Origin of the sequence: Streptomyces sp. Ru62, assembly GCF_002920615.1 — a bacterium.
Lineage (GTDB): Bacteria > Actinomycetota > Actinomycetes > Streptomycetales > Streptomycetaceae > Streptomyces.
Genome location: NZ_PQSU01000002.1, coordinates 170032 through 189293, shown reverse-complemented (window position 1 = coordinate 189293; position 19262 = coordinate 170032). Strand labels below are relative to the sequence as shown.

The following is a 19262-nucleotide window of genomic DNA, read 5'->3' as shown; positions in this document are numbered from 1 at the left end:
TGGAGGTGAAGGGCAGGAAGAGGACGGGGGTCCCGCGTCGGCGCGGGCCGGGAGAAACCAGGGTGCATAGCCCGTTTGCGCTTGGGTAGCCGCGCCGCCATGGCTCCACCACTTGGCAACGACGTACACATGATCCGGCCGGAACCCAGACACACCCGGCGCTCGGTGCTCGCGGGTCTCGCCGCGTTCGGCGCGCTGGGCGCGGCGGGCTGCACCCGGGTGGCGTCGGCGTCCGGGAAGAACGGCGGAGATCTGCTGGAACGGCTGCGCGCGCAGGGTGTCGTACGGCTCGGGATCGCCGGGGAGATCCCGTTCGGCTACATCGACAAGAACGGCGAACTCACCGGGGAGGCGCCGGAGCTGGCGAAGGCGGTCTTCAAGCGGCTCGGCGTGGACCGGGTGCAGCCGGTGCCGACGGAGTTCGGCTCGCTGATCCCCGGGCTGAAGTCGCAGCAGTTCGACGTGGTGGCGGCGGGCATGTACGTCACCCCGGACCGCTGCGAGCAGGTGATCTTCGCGGACCCCGACTACCAGATGCCGGACGCCTTCGTCGTCCGCAAGGGCAACCCGCTGGGCCTGCGCACCTACGCGGACGCGCTGCGCAGACACGCCAAGGTGGCCACCGGCACCGGGTACGCGCAGATCCAGCACGCGGTGGAGGCGGGCTTCAAGGAGAACGACCTCGTCATCGTGCCGGACCAGGTCGCCGGGCTGAACGCCGTGGAGTCGGGGCGGGTCGACCTGTTCGCGGCCACGGCCGTCACCGCCCGGCTCGTCGCCCGGGACTCCGCCAGGGCCGAGTCGACCGAGCCGTTCGTCGCGCTCGTCGACGGCAAACCGAAGGCGGACGGCGGCGCGTTCGCGTTCCGGCCGGCCGAGACCCGGCTGCGCGACGCCTTCAACGCCGAGCTGCACAAGCTGCGCCGCAGCGGTGAGCTGTACCGGATCGTGCGGCCCTTCGGCTTCACCAAGGCCGAGATGACGACCCTGACCGCGAAGGAGTTGTGCGGCTGATGACTGCGGGACTCTGGGAACTCGTCCTCCGGGGCACCGGCACCACGCTGCAGTTGCTGGTGTACAGCGCGCTGCTCGCCGCCGCGGTGTCGTTCGTCGCCGGTGCCGCCCGCACCCACCGGTCGCGGCTCGTCCGCTTCGTCGCGGCGCTCTACACCGAGGTGTTCCGCGGCACGTCGGCGCTGGTGATGATCTTCTGGGTGTTCTTCGTGCTGCCGGTCGCCTTCGGCTGGCAGCTCGTACCGATGTGGGCGGGCACGCTCGCGCTGGGCCTGACCTACGGCGCGTACGGCTCGGAGATCGTGCGCGGAGCCCTCGCGGCGGTGGACCCGGCCCAGCGGGAGGGCGGGATCGCGCTCGGCTTCTCGCCCTGGCAGCGGCTGCGGCTGATCCTGCTGCCGCAGGCGGTGCCGGAGATGATCCCGTCCTTCTCCAACCTGCTGGTCGAACTGCTCAAGGGCACCGCGCTGGTGTCCATCACGGGCATGGGAGACCTGGCGTTCAGCGGCAACCTGGTCCGCCTCGCCCTCCAGCAGAGCGGCCAGATCTACGGGTACCTGCTGCTGATCTACTTCGTGATCGCGTTCCTGCTCACCCGTGGGATGCGGGGTCTTGAGCGCCGGCTGAAGGCGGAGGTGGCCCGATGACCTGGGACTGGGGAGCGGTCGCCGACTTCCTGCCGTACTTCGGCGAGGGCCTGGTCGTCACCCTGGAGGCGCTGGCCCTGGGGTCGCTGATCTCGTTCGCGCTGGGCCTGGTGTGGACGCTGCTGCTGCGGACGCCGACCCGGTGGGTGCGCTGGCCGGTGGGGGTCTTCACGGAGTTCGTGCGGGACACCCCGCTGCTGGTGCAGTTGTTCTTCCTGTTCTACGTGCTGCCCGAGGCCGGTGTGACCCTGTCCCCGCTGACCACCGGGGTCCTCGGGCTCGGGCTGCACTACTCGACGTACACGATGCAGGTCTACCGGGCCGGCATCGAGGCGGTGCCGGCGGGCCAGTGGGAGGCCGCGACGGCGCTCAGCCTGCCGGTGCGGCGGACCTGGGCGGCGGTGATCCTGCCGCAGGCCGTCCGCCGGGTGGTGCCGCCGCTCGGCAACTACGTCATCGCGATGCTGAAGGACACGCCGATGCTGATGACCATCGGCGTGCTGGAGATGCTGGGCCGGGCGCGGCTCGTCTCCCAGCAGCACTTCCAGTTCACCGAGCCCCTGACGGTGATCGGGATCGCCTTCATCGTCGTCTCCTACCTGGCCTCCCTTTGTCTGCGCACCCTGGAGCGACGCCTTGTCCGTTGAGACCCGCAAGCAGCCGGCCGTGACCGGCACCCTGCCGACCGAGCTGATCCGTCTGGAGGGCGTGACCAAGCGGTTCGGGGACAACACCGTCCTCGACGGCCTCGACCTGTCCGTGGACGCGGGCCGGCACGTCACCCTGATCGGCCCGTCCGGCTCCGGCAAGACCACGATCCTCAGACTGCTGATGACCCTCGCGAAGCCGGACGAGGGCACGATCACCGTGGACGGGCAGCGGCTGTTCCCGGCGCCGGAGAAGCAGGTCCGGGAGGTCCGCAAGAAGATCGGGATGGTGTTCCAGCAGTTCAACCTGTTCCCGAACATGTCGGTGCTGCGCAATCTCACCGAGGCGCCGGTGCGGGTGCTCGGCCTGTCGAGGGACGAGGCCGAGGCGCGGGCCCGGGAGCTGCTGGACCTGGTGGGCCTGGCCGACAAGTGCGACGCGAAGCCGACCCGGCTGTCCGGCGGGCAGCAGCAGCGGGTGGCGATCGCCCGGGCGCTGGCGATGCGGCCCCAGGTGCTGCTGCTGGACGAGGTGACCTCCGCGCTCGACCCGGAGCTGGTCGCGGGCGTGCTCGACCTGCTGAGGGACATCGCGCGCAGCACGGACATCACGATGCTGTGCGTGACGCACGAGATGGGTTTCGCCCGGGACATCTCCGACCAGGTCCTGATGTTCGACGCGGGCCGGGTCATCGAGGCGGGGCCGCCGGAGAAGATCTTCGGCGACCCGGAGCGGGAGCGCACCCGGGAATTCGTCAGCGCGGTGCTGTGAGGCGCGGCCCGGTGCGCGCGGGGGCCACGGCGGAAGAGCCGAGGTCCACCCACTGGTGAATGACCCTGGCATATGCCACTGGGCTTTCGCCCCGGTTGGCGGCACGGACGCACGGAGAGCAATCTCGCAACCCCCTCTCCCCCGTGCCGCTTTGACGGCTATCGTGGACACGATCCGCCGACCCGGGTCGTGGCCGAGGGGGACCGACATGAGGATCGAGCCGACCGCCCCGTACCACTCCGCACAGGACGCGCTGCGCGTGCTGGAGACCGTGGCCCGGCACCCCGCCGGTGCCACCGACACCGAGCTGGCCCGCCGCACCGGCCTCGGCACCGAGCGGCTCACCGCCCTGCTGCGCATGCTGCGCCGCGAGGGTTACGTCGAGCAGATCGCCGACGGGGCGTATGTCACCGGTGACACCCTGCGCCGGATCACCTCGGCGCACGACCGGGAGCGGGCCCTGCGCGAGAAGCTCCAGCTCACCCTGGACCGGCTGCGCGACTCGGTCGGCGCGGCCGTCTACCTCAGCCGGTACCTGGACGGCGAGGTCCGGGTCACCCAGTACGCCGCCGGACCGGCCGCCCCGGCGGTCAACGAGTGGGTCGACTTCCGCTACTCCGCCCACGCCACCGCCGTCGGCAAGAGTCTGCTGACCCAGCTGGACCACAACGCCCGCCGGGATCATCTCTCCCGGCACAAGATGGCCCGCCTCACCTCGCGCACGATCACGAGCGACAAGCTGCTGCTGTCCCGGCTGGAGTCGCAGCCGCCGACGGTGCCGGTGCTCGATCTCCAGGAGTACGCGGTCGGCACGGTCTGCGCGGCCGTACCGCTCACCGCGGGCTCCACGGTCGGCTGCCTGGCCGTCTCGCTCCCGCTGGAGCACGCGCACCGGCTGAAGCGGGCGGCGGAGACGCTGAACCGGAACGCGGCTCCGGTGGTCCTGTCGCTGACGATCTGAGCGGCCCGTGGGTGGTCACGAGCACCCCCCGGGACCAGGTAGTATTTTCTTTGTCGCCGGCCACGGGAACGAAACCCGAGGCAGGCGGGAGTCATGCGCCGCTAGCTCAGTTGGTTAGAGCAGCTGACTCTTAATCAGCGGGTCCGGGGTTCGAGTCCCTGGCGGCGCACAATGACGATGGCGAGCCACGTCCGCGAACAGCGCGGACCTGGCTCGCCATCTCTGTCATTGCGCGGCTTCGCCGCGCGCGGTGGGGGCTCCGCCACCCACACCCCCGAGGGGCCCTTCGGCGTCTTTCCCGGCGACGCCGAGGAGGACCAGCCCGAAGCCGGTGCCGACGGCGAGCCTGCCGGATGTCGGCGTCGCCCTCCAGGACGGTCGCGGGGCCGTTCTCCTCCTCGAAGCGGACGGTGCGGCCCTCGCGGGTGGTGAACTCGTAGACGTGGTGCACGGTCGTGTGCACGGAGGTGTCCCCGCCGCCCCCGCTGGTCGTCGTGAACATCCGCAGGCAGCGCGCCTCGGCGGTCAGCCCGTGCGTCCACGTCCTGCGGAGCCGCCGGGCACGGCGGACGAGCAGGTACGCGGCGAAGGCGAAGCCCGCGATCATGAGGCTGGGCACGGCGTAGATGAAGAGCTCCATGAGACCCCCCGTGGTCGGGTACGCCGTCACCGCTCGGCCGGCGTGCGAGGAACGTACCCGGTGCGCGGGGCGGACCGCCTCAAGGGAAGCTCAGTGTCAGGACTGGGACAACGTGATCCACTCGTGCGCGACGAAGACCGCGCAGCCCGCGAGCACCGCCACCCAGACGACGGCGACCGTCAGGTCCCTGCCGGGCCGCGGCTCGGCGGCGGTGGCCCTGTCGGGCCGCCCCGGGGCGTAGTGGACGAGGACCTGGTCGCCCACGCCGCGGCCGGCCGGGCCGCCGCTCTCCTTGAAGCGGACGGCACGGCCGTCCTGGGTGGTGAAGTCGTACTCGTGCCACTGCACCCGCCGGGCGGTGTTGTCGACGACCTGAGCGGTCGCCCAGGCGCGGACCACCCGGGCCTGCGCGGTGAACCCGCTCTGCCAGGCCGCGAGCCGCTGACGCGTGCGGAGCACTATCGCCACGGCGCCCCAGGCGAGGACGGCGAGGAGCCCCGCCATGCTGATGTGGAACAAGGCGTCCATGGCGCCTGTCACCCCCGTGTGCGGTTCCCGGACTCACGTGCGCCGGTGCCGGAGCACCGGCCCGGCGCACGCGGACCTTACCCGAAGGGGGCTCAGAAGGTGACGTCGGAGCAGGCGTAGAACGCGTTGCCCGTGTCGGCGATCGTCCACACCGCGAGGATGACGTGGTGTCCGCTCAGGCCGGTCGGCAGGGTGCCGCTGTGGCTGAGGGTGGCCGGCGGGCGCTGGCCGTTGTAGGGCACCGTCAGGAACGGGGTGAGGTTGAGGTCCGAGCGGGAGAGGTTGTGGTTCTGGTTCCAGCCCGGCTTGGTGACGTAGTACCTGAAGTCCGTCGTGGCGTGCATGGCGGTGAACTGCCAGCGGAACGTGTACGACTGGCCGCCCGTCACCTTGGTGGTGGGCCAGGCGGCACCGGACGGCGTCTTGGGCGCGCTGAGCTGGGCGAACTGGCTCAGGCCCGCGTTGCAGAGCTGACCGTCGGCGGGCCCGCCGGCCGGGAAGCCCTTGGGGCCCTCGACGCTCTGCGGCTCCCACTGGATCTGGCCGCAGTTCGCCACGGTGCCGTTCTGGCAGAGCTTCTGCCTGCTGATGGGGAGGTCGGTGTAGCCGTGCCCGCTGGCGCCGCCGGTGGAGAGCGCGAACGCTCCGGCGGTCACCGCGCCCAGCACGACCGCGGACAACTTGGTCTTGGTGCGCATGCTGCCGCTCCTGGAGAACGTGGGGAGTTCGGTGAGCCGTGCAGATCAGGTCTAGACCAAGCCTCAGATTATTGCCGCCAGTTGAACATGTCCATACCAATCGCAGACCGGCCGCGCGCCGGCGCCGCACCGGCCCACCGCTCCCGCCCTACACCGGCTCCCCGCGCCCCGAGCAGAACGCCACCGTCAGGTCACGGACCAGCACCTTGCGCTCGTAGTCGTCCAGTTCGACCAGACCGCGCATGGTCAGCCGGGTCACCGTGTCCTCCACCGAGTCCACCACCGAGCTGAGCATGCTGGCCCGCTGCCGGGCGTCCAGCGCGGCGATCCGGCGCCGGTGCACCGCCCCGGCCACCTCGGGGGCGTACTCCACCCGGACCGGCCGCACCGAGAACACCTCCACGCCGACCGGACCGGTCTCCGCCGCCACCAGCCGGGTCAGCGCGGCACCGGCCGCCGTCGCTCCGCCCCGCGTCCCGCCCGCCGGCTCCACCGGCACCCGGGCCAGCGCCGCCTCCACGCACTCCCGCAGATACGTCTCGTGGTCGTCGATGGCGAGCAGGGCCCGCGCGGTGTCCCGCACCCGCCACACCACCAGCACCACCACCCGCAGTGCCAGCCCGTCGGGGTCCGCGGCCGGCATCGCCTCGCTGCGCCAGTGCCGCAACCGCACGTCCACCCGGCGGCGCGGCACCAGCGGGTTCACCCACAGCAGCCCGGTGCGCCGGACCGTCCCCCGGTACCGCCCGAACAGCCCCAGCACCCAGGCCCGCCCGGTCCGCCCCCGGGCCAGCCCGCCGAAGCCGAACGCCCCGAGCAGCCCGGCCCCGGCGTACGCGGCCCACTGCGCGGGGCCGAGACCGGTGCCCGGGCCCGACGGCAGGCCCAGTGCCTGCGCGGCGAGCGGCGGGAGCAGCCCCGCCCACCAGGTGGTGGCCAGGCAGCCGGTGGCCCCGCAGACCCCGGCGAGCACCCCGGCCGCCCCGGGCAGCACCCGCGCCGGGCGTTCCGCCAGCTCCGGGTCGACCTCCGGCAGCGGCCGTCTGCGCACCGGTGCCGGGCGCCGGAGGCGGGGCTGCTCGCCGGTGCCCTGCCGGCGGGCCACCACGGCCGGCCGGAGCGGCACCTTCACCGGGTCGGGATCGTCCCGGAAGAGCAGGTGGACAGGGATCTCGGTGGTGGCCTCGTTCTGGATCAGGCGGACCGGCCGGGTGCCGAGGCCGGCGGCCGCGCCCTCCGACTGCCCCTCGGACTCGGGCGGCGTGTGGGATGTGGTCGTACTCATGCGTGCTCCAGCCTCCGCGCCAGACGCGTCATGAACAGGGGGTTGGGGTGGGGGTGGGATGCCGGGCCGGTCAGGCGAACAGGCGGCGCCACGTCTCCGGCCCCGGGTAGCCGTCCGCCGCGCCGCCCCGCCAGCCCTGGGCCCGCTGGAAGGCCTCGACGGCGCGCCGGTCCGCCTCGCCCCAGTGCGGTCCCGGACCGAGGGCGTAGAACCGGCCGAACCCTTTCTTCACCAGCTGGGCGCCGAGCCGGGTGATGTGGTCGTTGCTCTGGCCCGGCCGGAAGTGGTTCCGGCCCGGGTAGCCGGGGACCCCGTGCGAGGCGGGTCCGGCGGCCGGGGACGCGATGTCCTTGCCCCGGCCCGTGCTCAGCAGCTCCCAGGTGCGCCGGCCGGGGATCCCGTCGGCGTCCGCGCCGGTCCAGCCCTGGGCCCGCTGGAACGCCTGGGTGGCGCGCCGGTCCGCCGCGCCCCAGACCGGCCCCGGCCCCTTGGCGTAGTAGGAGGCTCCGCCCCGGGCGATCAGCATCTGACCGAGCAGGGTGACGTACGTGTTGTGGGCGCCGGGGCCGAAGTAGGCCGCGCCCGGATAGGCCGTCACCGCCTTCCCGCCGGGCGCCGGCTGGGCGGCGGCCCCGGCCTTGGTCACGCCCTTGTAGCGGTAGGGGACGTACTTGCCGGTGTTGTTCCAGTACGGGTAGGGGGTGGTCTGGCTGCGGGTGCGCGGGGGCGTCTGCTCGTAGACCGTGTAGTAGGTGTGCGTGTGGTCCGTCCAGCCGCCGAAGATCACGACGTGGGAGCCCTTCTCGGGGTTGTCGGGGTTGTGGTACAGCAGGATGTCGCCGGGTTGCAGCTCCTCCTTCTTGATCTTGACGCCGAACTGGCCGAGGCTGCCGGTCCACTCGTTGTTCGGCAGCCCCCAGGCCATGGAGACGTAGCCCGAGCAGTCCTGGCGGTAGCCGTCGGACCAGAAGTCGGACATGCTGTACGGCACCTTGGCGGCCACCCAGATCTTGGCCCGGTTGATGATCTGGGTCCGGGTGGTGGCGGGGATCGGGACGGCGTCCGGCTCCGCGGGCTTGCCCGCCCGGCCGTGCAGGGGGGCCCTGGCGCCCTGCGGGGTGTCGGGCACGCCGTCGCCGGGCAGGGCCTGCCGGTGCGGGGAGTGGCCGGGGGTGAGGGCGGCGGCGGGCGCGACCGTGCCGAGCGCGGCGGACGCGGCGGCCACGACGACGACTCCGCGGGCCGCCGGACGGCCGCGGGTGAGCAGGGAGCGGGGGGTCGGCCTGCGTCCGTGGACGCAGCCGGGACAGTCACAGTCGCTCGCGGGGTCGATGTCCTCGAACAGCGGAGCGGTCATGCGATCTGCCTCACATTCGGGCGTGGTTTGTCCGCGAGTGTGCACGTTGATCAGTTTCCCAACTGGGTACGGAACGCGCATTTTGACGGTCCGAATGATGTACGCGGCTCCCCGCTCGGCCGCCCCGCCGTCTCCCGGTGGTCGGAAGCACCCCTGGAGGTCGGGTAGAGTTTTCTCCGTCAGCAGGCGCCGCTAGCTCAGTTGGTTAGAGCAGCTGACTCTTAATCAGCGGGTCCGGGGTTCGAGTCCCTGGCGGCGCACCGGCCGGAAGGCCCCTCGCGGAAGCGGGGGGCCTTCCGCATGCTCTCTCCGCATGTCTTCGCCGGGTGCTCCCGCCGTATCCCCTCCGCCCGAATGGCCGGATACCCTCTGGCCATGGCAGCCCGGGACCTTCAGGAGCGGATCAAGAAGCTGATCGTGGACCAGCGGCTGCCCTCGGGTGCCCCGCTGCCCACCGAGCCCGAGCTGATGAGGCTCCTCGGGGCGAGCCGGAACTCCGTGCGGGAGGCCCTGAAGGCGCTCCAGGCGATGGGCATCGTGGAGATCCGGCACGGCTTCGGGACGTACGTCGGCTCCATGTCGTTCGCGCCGATGATCGAGGGGCTGGCCTTCCGCACCGTCGCCGGCCACTACCGCGGCGAGGACTCCCTGCTCCAGCTGCTGGAGCTGCGCGAGGCCGTCGAGACCGGGCTGGTGTCCCGGCTGGCCGGGCGGCTGCCGGAGGCGGACCTCGTGGAACTGGACGCGCTCGTGGAGCGCATGGAACGGGAGGCCGCCGAGGGGACCGGGCTCGGCGAGACCGACCGCGCCTTTCACGCCACCCTGTACCGGGGGCTGGACAACGTGCTGCTCGGCGAGGTGCTGGAGGCGTTCTGGGACGCCTTCCACCGGGTGCAGCGGGACCTGGTGGACGTGCCGCAGGACCCCTGGGTCACCTGCCGCCAGCACCGGGAGATCCTGGACGCGGTGCGCTCCGGCGACTCCCTGCGGGCGGAGCGGGCCATAAGGGACCACTTCGGCAACATCCGCAGCCGGCTGTCCCCACTGGCCGCGCCCCGCTGGTGACCAGCGTCCCGGACACGCAACCCGCCGGTGACCACCACTCCAGACGCCCAGCCGCCCCTCCCCGCGCGACCCGCCCCACCAACCGCCACTCCAGACGCCCAGCCCCCCCGCAACCACCTACCGGACGCTCAGCCCGCCGTTCCGGTGAGGTACGCCGAGACCACGACGTTCGCCGTGTAGCTGCGGCTGACGCGGTCGAAGGAGCCGCCGCAGGTGATCAGGCGGAGTTCGGCGCGGCCCGGCTTGCGGGGGCCGTAGGCCAGCCGGGCGTCGAAACCGTCCCGGGGCAGCACGCGGACGTCGTCGACGGTGAACTCGGCGACCTTGCCGTCCGCGCGGAACACCCGGACCCGCTCGCCGGGCTGGACGGTGCTGAGCCGGTAGAAGACGGCGGGCCGGGTCTCGGTGTCGACGTGCCCGACCAGCAGGGCCGCCCCCGCGGCGCCGGGCTTGGGACCGGCGCCGTACCAGCCGACCACGCCCGGCTGGTCGTAGGGCGGCGGGTCGACCGCGCCCCGCGCGTCCAGGCCGCGGGCCACCACCGGGGCCTGGACGCCCAGCCGGGGGATGTCGACGCGCTGGGGCACCGCTTCTGCCAGGGGGTTCGCCGCGCGCGGCAGCCGGGCGGGGTCGGCGGCACGGCCGGGGGCGAAGACGTCACCCGTGGTGGCGCCGTCCGCGCCCCGCGGGACGTCGGTCACGCCGCGCCCCCACAGCCAGAGCCCGAACAGCAGCAGCGCCCAGGCCAGGCCGGTGACGAGCCGCCCGGTGCCGGTGGTGCGCCCGTGGTCGTCGGACATGGCGGCGCTCAGCGGGGGCCGCGGCTCCGGCGGGCGCGCAGCCCGACGGCGACCGCGGCGATCCCGGCGAGCGCCAGCCCGGTCGCCGCCTGGACGGCGTCGGGGCCGGAGCCGCTGGTGGCCACCGTGGCGAAGTGGGTGGTTCCACCGCCGCCCGCGGGGACCGGGGCGATCGGCGAGGCGGACCGGGCGGGCAGCCGGATGGGCTCTTCCGGCAGGCCGGCGGCGGCGCCCGGCCGCGCGACCGTGAGGCTGCCGGTGAGCACGGTGCCGGCGCAGGTGACCTTCACGGTGTAGGTGCCCGGCTCCAGGGCGGACCGGACGCGGGTCTCGCCGCTCAGGCTGCCCCGGGCGCCGGTCAGCCGGGCGTCGGCGACGAAGGCGGACGAGGCCGCGCTGCCCTGCTCGCCGGAGCAGCCGCTGACCCGCAGGGTGACGTCGTCGCCCGGCGCCGGGCTCGCGGGGGCCACGGTGACCGCGTCGCCGTCCGCCGCCCGGGCCGACGGGGCGACCGCGGCCACGGCGGCGAGGGCGACCGCGGGGATTCCTGTACAGAGCGTGAGGCGTAGTGAGCCCATCGTGAACCTCCAGTTACCAGGAGGCTCCCCCGCCCAGGGCGCCTCCGCATCCTCGGGAGGCGCCGGATTGCTCCGAACGGGTGAGGCCGGGTTTCGGCCGGGCTCAGACCAGGTCGACCAGGTCCGCGATGGAGTCGACGACCTCGGACGGGCGGAACGGGTAGCGGTCCACGTCGGTCGGCTGGGTCACGCCGCTGAGCACCAGGAACGTACGCATCCCGGCCTCCAGGCCGGCGAGCACGTCGGTGTCCATCCGGTCACCGATCATCGCCGAGGTCTCGGAGTGGGCACCGATCGCGTTCAGCCCGGCCCGCATCATCAGCGGGTTGGGCTTGCCGACGAAGTACGGCTTCTTGCCGGTCGCGGCGGTGATCAGGGCGGCGACCGAGCCGGTGGCGGGCAGGTCGCCCTCGGTGGACGGGCCGACGTTGTCCGGGTTGGTGGCGATGAACCGGGCGCCGTTGTTGATCAGCCGGACGGCCTTGGTCAGGGCCTCGAAGGAGTAGGTGCGGGTCTCGCCGAGGATCACGAAGTCGGGGTCGTGGTCGGTGAGGATGTAGCCGATGTCGTGCAGCGCGGTGGTGAGGCCGGCCTCGCCGATGACGTAGGCGCTGCCGCCGGGCCGCTGGTCGTTCAGGAACTGGGCGGTGGCGAGGGCCGACGTCCAGATGTTCTCCACCGGCACGTCCAGACCCATCCGGCGCAGCCGGGCGTGCAGGTCACGGGCGGTGTAGATGGAGTTGTTGGTGAGCACCAGGAAGGGCCGGCCGGACTCGCGCAGCTTCTTCAGGAAGGCGTCGGCTCCCGGGATCGGGACGCCCTCGTGGATCAGGACGCCGTCCATGTCGGTGAGCCATGACTCTATGGGCTTGCGGTCTGCCATGCTGTGCGTCTCCTGGCGTACGTACGGTCGGGGAACGGGGCGCCGGAACCACGGCGTACCGACGGCCCCAGCCTAGTCAGGACCGGCCGGTCCTGACCCCGTCGATCACCTGGTACCCACTGGTGTACCCACTGGTCAGCCGCCGGTGGCGGACGTCCGGGGCCCCGACGTACGGCGCGAGGTTCCTGGCGGTGTGACAGCTCCCGCCCGGTAGGGACGGCCCCGCCCTCCGCGAGGGGGGCGGGGCAGGTCAGCGGCGGCCGCGGACCACCAGGTGCGCGGCCGCGCCCACGGCGACCAGCACGGCGACGGCCGTGAGCAGGCCGTGGGCGAGTCCCGGGCCGGTGCGGGCCAGCTCGCGTGCCCGTTCTCCGGCCGCCTCGTCCTGGGCGAGGGGCAGGGAGGCGTCCGGGTCGTCGCTGCCGGAGGCGCCGGACGCGGCGGAGGTGGCGGCGGTGGCCGGCGATGTGCTGCCGCCGGAGGGGGCGGGCGACAGGGCCTCGGCGTCCTGGTGCGCGCTGCCGGTGGGCGCGGTCGGCAGGCCCTCGGCCGCCTGCGCGCCCGAGGTCTCCCGCACGCCCGTGGTCTCCCGGACCCCGCCGGTCGCCCGCGCCCCCGGAGACGCCCCCGGAGACTCCGGGGAGTCCTCCTGCGCGGCCTCCTCGGCGTCCTCCAGGGAGCCCTCCGGGATGTCCTCCGCCTCCTCGCCGATCCCGAAGCGGTAGGCGTTGGACTGCCCGACCCAGTCGCCGTCCTGGCCCCGCCGCTGCACGACGGCCGCGTTGGCGGTGACCTGGCCGGATGCGGTGTCCGAGGTGAGCGCGAGGCGGACCCGGACGCTCACGGTCCGGCCGGGCGGCACGGTGAACCCGCCGAACCCGGCGCCGTCCAGCACGCCGACCAGCTCCTGCTCGTCGGTGCTCTCGAAGGTCACCGGCCGGGCCCGGGGGCCGTCGTAGAAGTCCAGCTGGGGCTGCCCCGGCCGCAGGGCGCGCTTGTCGTCGACGAGGACCACGACCGGGTGGATGCCGGCGCAGGTCCCGCGGGTGGTGTTGGTGAGGTCGATGTACCAGGTGCCGTATCCGCCGCCGGCCTCGTAGGACGTGGGGCCGCCCCGGATCCGGGTGGCCAGCGGGAAGGCCCGCGCGTCGGCGGCGACGCACGAGGGGGTCGTACCGGCGGACGCGGCATGCGCCGACGCGGGGACGGCGGCGGGCACGACGACGGCGGCGGCTGCGGTGAGGCAGAGGGACAGGGACGTGCACAGTCGCATGAACACATGACCATGCCGGGTGGGGCGGGGGTACCGGCCGTGCCACTCCGGCACCGGCCGCGAAGTCCGCCCGGCCGGCGCAGCGGCACCGCCCCGGACAGCCCGGGGCGAGCTAGTCTCCGCCGAGATCGGCCAGGTGGAGCTGGCCGCGCGAGGTGATGCCGAGCTTGGGGAAGATCCGGTAGAGGTGCTGACCGACGGTTCGGTGCGAGAGGAACAGCCGGGTGCCGATCTCGCGATTGGTCATCCCGGTGGCCGCCATCCTGGCGATCTGCAGTTCCTGCGGGGTGAGGCTGTCCACGGTGGACGGCGTCGGCCTGCCGACCGCTTCGCCCGCCGCGCGCAGCTCGGACCGCGCGTCCTCCCCGATCACCGTGACGCCCAGCGCGTCGAAGCTCTCCACGGCCGCCCGCAGCGGACCGCGGGCCTCCACGATGCGGCGTTGGCGCCGCAGCCACCGGCCGTAGGCCAGCAGGAGCTGGGCGCGGTGGAACGGCCAGTTGGCCAGCAGCCGGTCGTCGAGCGCGCGGCGGTACAGCGGTTCCGCCTGGTCGTCGGCGACGACCAGGGGACGGACGTAGGTGGCCATGGCCCGCAGGTACGGCGCGGTCGTCCGCTCGGCCAGGGCGCTGAGCCGTGCGTAATGGTGTTCCGCCGCGTCGCCGCGGCCGGTGCGGACCGCCGCCTCGATCAGGTCCGCCATCCCCAGGTAGCCCACGAAGGGGTGGTACGTGATGTCGGCCGGGTCCAGCACCCGCGCCAGTTGCTCGTACGCGTCGTCGTACTGCTTGTTGACCATCGCGTGGCGCCCGCGGGCGAACTGGGCGAAGCCGAGGATCGACCGTGGCCCCAGCGACAGCAGATCCGCCTCGGTCGTCCGGATGAGTTCGGTCGCGGTCTCCGATTCGCCGCGCTCGCTGGCCAGGGTGGCGAGAGCCAGGTCGGCGACGCACGCCCAGCGGGAGCGGCCGGTGTCCCGGGACAGCCGTCGCGACTCGTCCGCCGCGGTGCGCGCCAGCCGGTGCTTGCCGAGCTGGAGCGCCGCCCACGCCTGGGACGCCAGGGCCTCGCCCAGCAGTCCGAGGCGGCCCTGCTGGCGCAGGCCGTCGACGGCCGCGCACAGGTAGGGCCAGGCGAGGTCGTAGGCCCATACGGCGGTCAGCGACGCTCCCAGGGCGTGCTGCTCGGCGGGGTCGTCCACGGCCCCCGGCGCGAGCCGGGTCGTCCGGTCGATGACCCAGGCCGCCTCCCCCACCGGGTCCGCGCAGGCGGCGACGGAGAGGACCATCGGCTCGCTGTCGCCCTGCTGGAGGCGCCGGGCCGCCTTGACGACGAGCCCCCGGGTCTCCTCCGCCGGGTTGCCGTACCAGCACCCGATGGAGAGCGGCCACAGCGCTCTGAGGGCGAGTGCCGCGCCGTCGCGGTCGGCACCGGCCAGCCGGTCCGCCACGTCGGCGAAGGCCCGTACCCGCTCCGGCCGGAACCAGCTCTCCTCGTCGAGGGCCTCCGCCCAGAGGGTCAGGCGCAGCCTCTCCTCCGCCGCGAGCTCCGCCGACCTCGCCTCGGCCAGTTGCCTGCGGGCCGTGTCCGCCTCGCCGAGTTCGAAGTTGATCTCCGCGGACCGCAGCAGCAGGCGGCCTCGGTGTGTCTGCGGACGGCTGCGGAGCGCCGCCTGCCGCAGTGCCTCCGCCGCGGCACGCGGAGCGCCCCGCCGCAGTGCTCGGCAGGCGGCCTGTTCCAGGTCGAGCGCCACCTCGTCGTCCGGGCCGGGGGTGGCGGCCGCGCGATGCCAGGCCCGGCGTTCGTGCTGCCCCGCCAGCGCCTTCGCCAGGGCCGCGTGTCCGGCCAGGCGTCTCGACGGATCGGCCGCGTGGTAGACGGCGGAACGGATCAGGGGGTGCCGGAAGCGCACCGCGTGCCCGCGCACCTCGATCAGCCCGGCATGCACGGCGGGCTCCAGGGAGCTCACCGAGAGGGCCGCGCCGGTCAGGATCTGCGCGGCCGTGAGGATCTCGGCGAGATCACCCTCGTCGTCGGCCGCCGCTATGAGCAGGGCGGCCCGGGTCACCTCCGGCAGCGCGGACGCGCGCGCGAGGAACGACCGCTCCAGGCGCCGGGTGGTGGGCAGCCACGGCAGCGGTGACTGCGCGACGGTCCCCTCCCGGTGCAGCGCCGTCGGCAGCTCGACCAGCGCCAGCGGATTGCCGGCGGCCTCGGCCAGCAGCCGTTGGCGCAGGGCGGGGTCGAGTTCCGGCGCCCGCGCCGCGAGGAGCGCCGCCGCCGCGTCGCCGGCGAGCTTCTCCAACTGCAGCTCGGGCAGGCCGGCGTCGTTCAGCACGGTGTCGTGGCCCTCGCGCACGGCCACGACCATGGCGACCCGCTCGCCCTCCAGCCGCCTGGCGACGAAGGCCAGGACCTCGCTGCTCGGCCTGTCGATCCACTGGGCGTCGTCGACCAGCAGCACCACGGGGGCCTCTTCGGCCAGGCTGCTGATCAGTTCGAGCGAGGCCAGTCCGACGGAGAACATCTCCGGTGCGGCGCCGTCGGACATACCGAAGGCCGCGAACAGCGCGTCCCGCTGTCGGGCCAGCAGGGACGGGGCGTGGTCGGCGAGGACCGGTTTCAGCAACTGGTGCAGTCCGGCGAACGGCACCGACGCCTCGGACTGGACGCCGAGCGCCGACAGGGTACGGCCGCCACGTGCGACAGCGGCTTCCCGGGCGGCGCCGAGCAGGGTGGTCTTCCCGATGCCGGCGTCTCCCCGGAGCAGCAGGGCACCGCCCGTCCCGCCGAAGCCCGCGGCGACGTGGTCCGACAGCAGCCGCAGCTCCGCATCACGCCCGTACAGCATGTCCCCGTCCAATGCCCTCGCCACAAGACCGCTCGCGGCTTGCGACTCGCCCGCGGAAGGAGCCCGGCCCCACCTTCCCCGGCTGAAAATCGACCCCCCGCGATTACCAAAAGTTAGCACGGGGGGGCGGGGTGGGTGGGGGTGCGCGGGGGGTGGTGGTCGGTGGGGGGCGGTGATCTTTGGGGGCGGTGGTCTTTGGGGCGCCGACATGGGGGCCGGGGGTGGGGCGGGGCTTGGAGGGGCATCGGGGCGGGGCTCGGCGGCGTGTCGGAGCAGGGTTTGTGTACCCCCACCCGCACCGGGCAAGGAACATCAACACGCGCCGGCAGACGGACCCCGTCAGTCGTCCCCCCGTCCGAACAGCGGTGCCAGCAGCAGTTGGGCGGCGCCCTCGGCCACGATCCGTTCCCCGCGCGGAGCGACCCGTACCGGCACCGCGTCCCCGCCCGTACCCTCTCGTCTGGCCCGGGCCCCGAGCACCTCGCCGACCCCGCTCACGTACGTCTCAGGGGCGCCGGCGACCGTCCGGCCGCCCAGCAGCACCACGTCGATGTCCAGCAGCCCGACCAGGTTTCCGGCCGCCACCCCGAGCACCCGGGCCGCCTCGCCCACCTCGCCCCGTGCCGCGGCTGCGAGGCACAGGACCTCCACACAGCCCCGGTTCCCGCACTCGCACAGCGGCCCGTCGAGCTGGATCACCTGATGCCCGAACTCCCCGGCCCCGGTCCGCGCCCCACGGTGCACGCTCCCGTCGATCACCAGCCCGGCCCCGAGCCCGGTGCCGAGGTGCAGATAGGCGAAGGACCGGGCCGACGCGCCCTCCTCACCCCCGACCGCCAGCCCGAGCGCCGCGGCGTTGGTGTCCTTGTCCACCACCACCGGCACCCCGAGCCGTTCCGCGAGTGCGTCCCGCAGCGGAAATCCGTCCCACTCGGGAAACCCCGTGACCCGGTGCAACACCCCCCGCTCGTGGTCCAAAGGGCCAGGCAGCGCGACGCCCACGCCCACCAAGGAGCCCGGTCCGGCGAGGCCGCCGCCACGGGCCACCGCACCGAGGCCGACGCCCGCGTCGACACCGGCACCGGCACCCGTGCCAACACCCGCACCCGCACCCGCACCCAGCTCCCCGACAACCCCCCGAACCGCCGCACACACCGCCCCCAGTACGGCCTCGGCCCCCGCGCCCAGGTCCAGTTCTCCGCGTCGCTCCCCCACCACGGCCCCGTCCAGATCGACCAGCACCACCCGGAGCTCGTCGCGGTCCAGGTGGACGCCGACCGCGTGGCCCGCCTCCGGTACCAGCCGCAGTACGGTCCTCGGCTTGCCCCCGGTCGACGCCCGGCGTCCCGCCTCCGCCGCGAGCCCCCGCGCCCGCAGCCGCGCGGTGATCTTGCTGACGGCCTGCGGCGTCAGCCCGGTGCGCTCGGCCAGCTCCAGCCGGCTGATGCCCTCGGCCCCGGCGTCCCGCAGCAGCCCCAGCACCACCGCGGTGTTGTGACTGCGCAGCGCCCCCAGATTCGCGCCCGCCGCCCCGCCGCTCACCGGCCCCGCCGTCGTCGCCGTCCTCACCCGCTTCACACCCCCATTGTCCCCACCGCTTGCACTTCCGCAACACTGTTGCCAAAGTGGAGGCATGACTGCTACCCCCCTCCGCGTCGGTCTGATCGGCTACGGCCTCGCCGGCTCCGTCTTCCACGCCCCGCTGATCGCAGCCACCGAGGGCCTCGCCCTCGACACCGTGGTCACCTCCCAGCCGGAGCGGCAGCAGCAGGCCCGCACCGAGTTCCCGGACGTGCGGATCGCCGCCACCGCCGAGGAACTGTTCGGCCGCGCCGACGACCTGGACCTGATCGTCGTCGCCTCCCCGAACAAGACCCATGTCCCGCTGGCCACGGCCGCCCTCAAGGCGGGCCTGCCGGTGGTCGTGGACAAGCCGGTCGCCGGCACCGCGGCCGAGGCCCGCGAGCTGGCCGCTCTCGCCGAGGAGCGCGGCCTGCTGCTCTCCGTCTTCCAGAACCGCCGCTGGGACAACGACTTCCTGACCCTCAGGCGGCTCCTCGCCGACGGCGAACTGGGCGACGCCTGGCGCTTCGAGTCCCGCTTCGAACGCTGGCGCCCTCAGCTCAAGGGCGGCTGGCGCGAGTCCGGCGACCCGGCAGAGATCGGAGGTCTGCTCTACGACCTCGGCAGCCACGTCGTCGACCAGGCCCTGGTCCTGTTCGGCCCGGTCACCGAGGTCTACGCCGAGTCGGACGTCCGCCGCCCCGGCGCCGAGGCCGACGACGACACCTTCATCGCGCTCACCCACGCGAGCGGCGTCCGCTCCCACCTCTACGTCTCGGCCACCACCGCCCAGCTCGGCCCCCGCTTCCGGGTGCTGGGCTCCCGCGCGGGCTACGTCAAGTACGGCCTGGACCCCCAGGAAGCGGCCCTGCGCGAGGGCAGCCGCCCCGGCAGCACCGCCGACTGGGGTGCCGAGGACGAGTCCCTGTGGGGCCGTGTCGGCTCCGGGGAGTCCCCGCTGACCGGCGGCGGCACCCCCGTACCGACCTTGCCCGGCGACTACCCCGCGTACTACGCCGCCGTCGCCGCCGCCCTGCGCGGCGCCGGCCCCAACCCGGTGACCGCCCTGGAGGCGGCCGCCGCGCTCGACGTACTGGAAGCGGCCCGCAGGTCCGCCCGCGACAAGGTGACGGTGACCCTCTGATGCAGCACCCGCAGATCACCCCGAGGACGACGCCCGAACTCACCCCGAGCCTGGAGGAGCTGGAGGCCCAGGAACGCCGGCTGGTCTTCCGGCGGTTCACCTACGAGGACGCCTGGGCGCTCGGCTCCCTCCTGGTCGAACTGGCCCGGGAGCGCCAGGCGCCGGTCGCCATCGACATCCACCGCGCCGGCCAGCAGCTCTTCCATGCCGCTCTGCCGGGCTCCACCCCGGACAACGACGCCTGGATCGCCCGCAAGCGCCGGGTGGTGGAGCGCTACGGCGCCGCCTCCTACCTGGTCGGCGCCCGCTTCCGGGCCAAGGGCACGACGTTCGAGGACTCCTCCCGTCTCGACCCGGACGTGTACGCGGCCCACGGCGGCTCCTTCCCGATCACGGTCGAGGGTGTGGGCGTGATCGGCGCGGTGACCGTCTCCGGACTGCCCCAGCTCCAGGACCACCGGTTCGTCGTGGAGGCGCTGGAGGAGTTCCTGGGCCGTTCGGCCGACTGAGCGAACGGCGGGAATCCGGCCGGGACGCCCTCCGGTTGGCAGGGGAG

The 19262-nt window shown here is 73.7% G+C and carries 19 protein-coding genes and 2 tRNA genes; 11 read left to right on the top strand and 10 right to left on the bottom strand.

Annotation, left to right across the window (positions count from 1 at the left end):
- Nucleotides 1-99 precede the first annotated feature (99 nt).
- From ehuB to C3492_RS46785, 7 genes are all read left to right on the top strand, one after another.
- Nucleotides 100-1014 carry an ectoine/hydroxyectoine ABC transporter substrate-binding protein EhuB gene (ehuB, locus tag C3492_RS03295; protein ID WP_374938319.1) on the top strand — a complete coding sequence of 305 codons (915 nt, stop codon included), beginning with the start codon at nt 100-102 and terminating at the stop codon, nt 1012-1014.
- Nucleotides 1014-1661: an ectoine/hydroxyectoine ABC transporter permease subunit EhuC gene (gene ehuC, locus C3492_RS03290; RefSeq protein WP_103810420.1), complete on the top strand. Its 648-nt coding sequence runs from the start codon at nt 1014-1016 to the stop codon at nt 1659-1661. The genes ehuB and ehuC overlap by 1 nt, the downstream gene beginning before the upstream one ends.
- A complete protein-coding gene (gene ehuD / locus C3492_RS03285) occupies nt 1658-2308 on the top strand; it encodes an ectoine/hydroxyectoine ABC transporter permease subunit EhuD (RefSeq protein ID WP_103810183.1) in 651 nt (216 codons plus the stop codon). Before ehuC ends, ehuD begins: the two co-directional genes overlap by 4 nt.
- The gene (gene ehuA / locus C3492_RS03280) at nt 2298-3080 is read left to right on the top strand and encodes an ectoine/hydroxyectoine ABC transporter ATP-binding protein EhuA (RefSeq protein ID WP_103810182.1); all 783 of its coding nucleotides are present in this window, start codon (nt 2298-2300) and stop codon (nt 3078-3080) included. The genes ehuD and ehuA overlap by 11 nt, the downstream gene beginning before the upstream one ends.
- Before the next feature lie 208 nt (nt 3081-3288).
- A complete protein-coding gene (locus tag C3492_RS03275) occupies nt 3289-4041 on the top strand; it encodes an IclR family transcriptional regulator (protein ID WP_103810181.1) in 753 nt (250 codons plus the stop codon).
- Nucleotides 4042-4136: 95 nt separating this feature from the next.
- A tRNA-Lys gene (locus C3492_RS03270) sits at nt 4137-4210 on the top strand.
- Between the two features lie 286 nt (nt 4211-4496).
- Nucleotides 4497-4667, top strand: coding sequence for a hypothetical protein (locus C3492_RS46785; protein WP_181140175.1), 171 nt, complete (start codon nt 4497-4499; stop codon nt 4665-4667).
- Nucleotides 4668-4777: 110 nt separating this feature from the next.
- On the opposite strand, the gene C3492_RS03260 is transcribed toward C3492_RS46785, so the two are convergent.
- The 4 genes from C3492_RS03260 to C3492_RS03245 form a co-directional block, all read right to left on the bottom strand.
- Nucleotides 4778-5209, bottom strand: coding sequence for a DUF3592 domain-containing protein (locus C3492_RS03260; protein ID WP_103810180.1), 432 nt, complete (start codon nt 5207-5209; stop codon nt 4778-4780).
- Nucleotides 5210-5301: 92 nt separating this feature from the next.
- Nucleotides 5302-5907, bottom strand: coding sequence for a lytic polysaccharide monooxygenase (locus C3492_RS03255; protein WP_103810179.1), 606 nt, complete (start codon nt 5905-5907; stop codon nt 5302-5304).
- Nucleotides 5908-6055: 148 nt separating this feature from the next.
- Nucleotides 6056-7192, bottom strand: coding sequence for an SPFH domain-containing protein (locus C3492_RS03250; RefSeq protein WP_103810178.1), 1137 nt, complete (start codon nt 7190-7192; stop codon nt 6056-6058).
- A gap of 70 nt (nt 7193-7262) precedes the next feature.
- The gene (locus C3492_RS03245; RefSeq protein ID WP_103810177.1) at nt 7263-8549 is read right to left on the bottom strand and encodes a peptidoglycan-binding protein; all 1287 of its coding nucleotides are present in this window, start codon (nt 8547-8549) and stop codon (nt 7263-7265) included.
- A gap of 186 nt (nt 8550-8735) precedes the next feature.
- Between C3492_RS03245 and C3492_RS03240 the strand changes: the two genes are divergently transcribed.
- Nucleotides 8736-8809, top strand: a tRNA-Lys gene (locus C3492_RS03240).
- A 115-nt stretch (nt 8810-8924) separates the two neighbouring features.
- A complete protein-coding gene (locus C3492_RS03235) occupies nt 8925-9614 on the top strand; it encodes a FadR/GntR family transcriptional regulator (protein ID WP_103810176.1) in 690 nt (229 codons plus the stop codon).
- A 128-nt stretch (nt 9615-9742) separates the two neighbouring features.
- Here C3492_RS03235 and C3492_RS03230 read toward each other — a convergent pair whose 3' ends face one another.
- The 6 genes from C3492_RS03230 to C3492_RS03205 all read right to left on the bottom strand — a co-directional run bounded on the left by C3492_RS03230 (nt 9743) and on the right by C3492_RS03205 (nt 17634).
- Entirely contained in the window at nt 9743-10414 is a 672-nt protein-coding gene (locus C3492_RS03230) for a class F sortase (RefSeq protein ID WP_103810175.1), read from the bottom strand.
- A gap of 8 nt (nt 10415-10422) precedes the next feature.
- Nucleotides 10423-10992, bottom strand: coding sequence for a hypothetical protein (locus C3492_RS03225; protein WP_181140174.1), 570 nt, complete (start codon nt 10990-10992; stop codon nt 10423-10425).
- A gap of 103 nt (nt 10993-11095) precedes the next feature.
- Entirely contained in the window at nt 11096-11875 is a 780-nt protein-coding gene (locus C3492_RS03220; protein WP_103810173.1) for an HAD-IIA family hydrolase, read from the bottom strand.
- Between the two features lie 250 nt (nt 11876-12125).
- The gene (locus C3492_RS46595) at nt 12126-13148 is read right to left on the bottom strand and encodes a hypothetical protein (RefSeq protein ID WP_308461121.1); all 1023 of its coding nucleotides are present in this window, start codon (nt 13146-13148) and stop codon (nt 12126-12128) included.
- A 112-nt stretch (nt 13149-13260) separates the two neighbouring features.
- On the bottom strand, nt 13261-15999 hold the full coding sequence (locus tag C3492_RS03210) for a helix-turn-helix transcriptional regulator (RefSeq protein WP_181140173.1): 2739 nt from the start codon (nt 15997-15999) through the stop codon (nt 13261-13263).
- A gap of 339 nt (nt 16000-16338) precedes the next feature.
- A complete protein-coding gene (locus C3492_RS03205; RefSeq protein ID WP_374938318.1) occupies nt 16339-17634 on the bottom strand; it encodes an ROK family protein in 1296 nt (431 codons plus the stop codon).
- Between C3492_RS03205 and C3492_RS03200 the strand changes: the two genes are divergently transcribed.
- Together C3492_RS03200 and C3492_RS03195 are read left to right on the top strand one after the other, a co-directional pair.
- Complete coding sequence (locus C3492_RS03200; protein WP_103810169.1) at nt 17633-18706, top strand: Gfo/Idh/MocA family oxidoreductase; 1074 nt, start codon at nt 17633-17635, stop codon at nt 18704-18706. The genes C3492_RS03205 and C3492_RS03200 overlap by 2 nt on opposite strands.
- On the top strand, nt 18706-19215 hold the full coding sequence (locus C3492_RS03195) for a heme-degrading domain-containing protein (RefSeq protein ID WP_103810168.1): 510 nt from the start codon (nt 18706-18708) through the stop codon (nt 19213-19215). Before C3492_RS03200 ends, C3492_RS03195 begins: the two co-directional genes overlap by 1 nt.
- The last annotated feature ends 47 nt before the right edge of the window (nt 19216-19262 follow it).

Excerpts from the sequence above, each read along its gene's own strand:
- ehuB (WP_374938319.1), top strand. The coding sequence starts at position 100 with ATGGCTCCACCACTTGGCAACGACGTACACATGATCCGGCCGGAACCC.
- ehuC (WP_103810420.1), top strand. The coding sequence starts at position 1,014 with ATGACTGCGGGACTCTGGGAACTCGTCCTCCGGGGCACCGGCACCACG.
- ehuD (WP_103810183.1), top strand. The coding sequence starts at position 1,658 with ATGACCTGGGACTGGGGAGCGGTCGCCGACTTCCTGCCGTACTTCGGC.
- C3492_RS03275 (WP_103810181.1), top strand. The coding sequence starts at position 3,289 with ATGAGGATCGAGCCGACCGCCCCGTACCACTCCGCACAGGACGCGCTG.
- C3492_RS03260 (WP_103810180.1), bottom strand. The coding sequence starts at position 5,209 with ATGGACGCCTTGTTCCACATCAGCATGGCGGGGCTCCTCGCCGTCCTC.
- C3492_RS03255 (WP_103810179.1), bottom strand. The coding sequence starts at position 5,907 with ATGCGCACCAAGACCAAGTTGTCCGCGGTCGTGCTGGGCGCGGTGACC.
- C3492_RS03250 (WP_103810178.1), bottom strand. The coding sequence starts at position 7,192 with ATGAGTACGACCACATCCCACACGCCGCCCGAGTCCGAGGGGCAGTCG.
- C3492_RS03245 (WP_103810177.1), bottom strand. The coding sequence starts at position 8,549 with ATGACCGCTCCGCTGTTCGAGGACATCGACCCCGCGAGCGACTGTGAC.
- C3492_RS03235 (WP_103810176.1), top strand. The coding sequence starts at position 8,925 with ATGGCAGCCCGGGACCTTCAGGAGCGGATCAAGAAGCTGATCGTGGAC.
- C3492_RS03230 (WP_103810175.1), bottom strand. The coding sequence starts at position 10,414 with ATGTCCGACGACCACGGGCGCACCACCGGCACCGGGCGGCTCGTCACC.
- C3492_RS03225 (WP_181140174.1), bottom strand. The coding sequence starts at position 10,992 with ATGGGCTCACTACGCCTCACGCTCTGTACAGGAATCCCCGCGGTCGCC.
- C3492_RS03220 (WP_103810173.1), bottom strand. The coding sequence starts at position 11,875 with ATGGCAGACCGCAAGCCCATAGAGTCATGGCTCACCGACATGGACGGC.
- C3492_RS46595 (WP_308461121.1), bottom strand. The coding sequence starts at position 13,148 with ATGCGACTGTGCACGTCCCTGTCCCTCTGCCTCACCGCAGCCGCCGCC.
- C3492_RS03210 (WP_181140173.1), bottom strand. The coding sequence starts at position 15,999 with ATGCTGTACGGGCGTGATGCGGAGCTGCGGCTGCTGTCGGACCACGTC.
- C3492_RS03200 (WP_103810169.1), top strand. The coding sequence starts at position 17,633 with ATGACTGCTACCCCCCTCCGCGTCGGTCTGATCGGCTACGGCCTCGCC.
- C3492_RS03205 (WP_374938318.1), bottom strand. The coding sequence starts at position 17,634 with ATGCCTCCACTTTGGCAACAGTGTTGCGGAAGTGCAAGCGGTGGGGAC.
- C3492_RS03195 (WP_103810168.1), top strand. The coding sequence starts at position 18,706 with ATGCAGCACCCGCAGATCACCCCGAGGACGACGCCCGAACTCACCCCG.